This window comes from Tritonibacter sp. SIMBA_163 (genome assembly GCF_046535935.1).
Taxonomy (GTDB): Bacteria; Pseudomonadota; Alphaproteobacteria; order Rhodobacterales; family Rhodobacteraceae; genus Epibacterium; species Epibacterium scottomollicae.
On the sequence record NZ_JAWJBP010001248.1, the window covers coordinates 1 to 238 of the forward strand.

1 pseudogene is annotated in these 238 nt (G+C 68.9%); it reads right to left on the reverse strand.

Annotated elements, in window-relative coordinates:
• A pseudogene (locus R0J92_RS26315) lies at positions 1 to 238 on the reverse strand (hypothetical protein); the annotation flags it as partial.

Consider the following 238-nt stretch of genomic DNA (forward strand, 5'->3'; position numbering starts at 1 on the left):
CCAGCCGGACTCGTTCCAGCGACATGATACCATCCAGCGTGACCCGTTCTGTTAGGGCCAGACCTTGGTTCAGCGCGTGCTCAACAGCATTCACCACATCGGCGCGGGCGCCGTAGGCGATGAGGTCCGCCATGGGCGCTCCGCCGGGGGTCGCCTGGCGCGCGGCATCGGCGGCGGCGCTGCGCTGTTCCAGCGCCTCCCAGCGCTCCTGTCGGGCGAAGAACTGCCCATCGGCGAT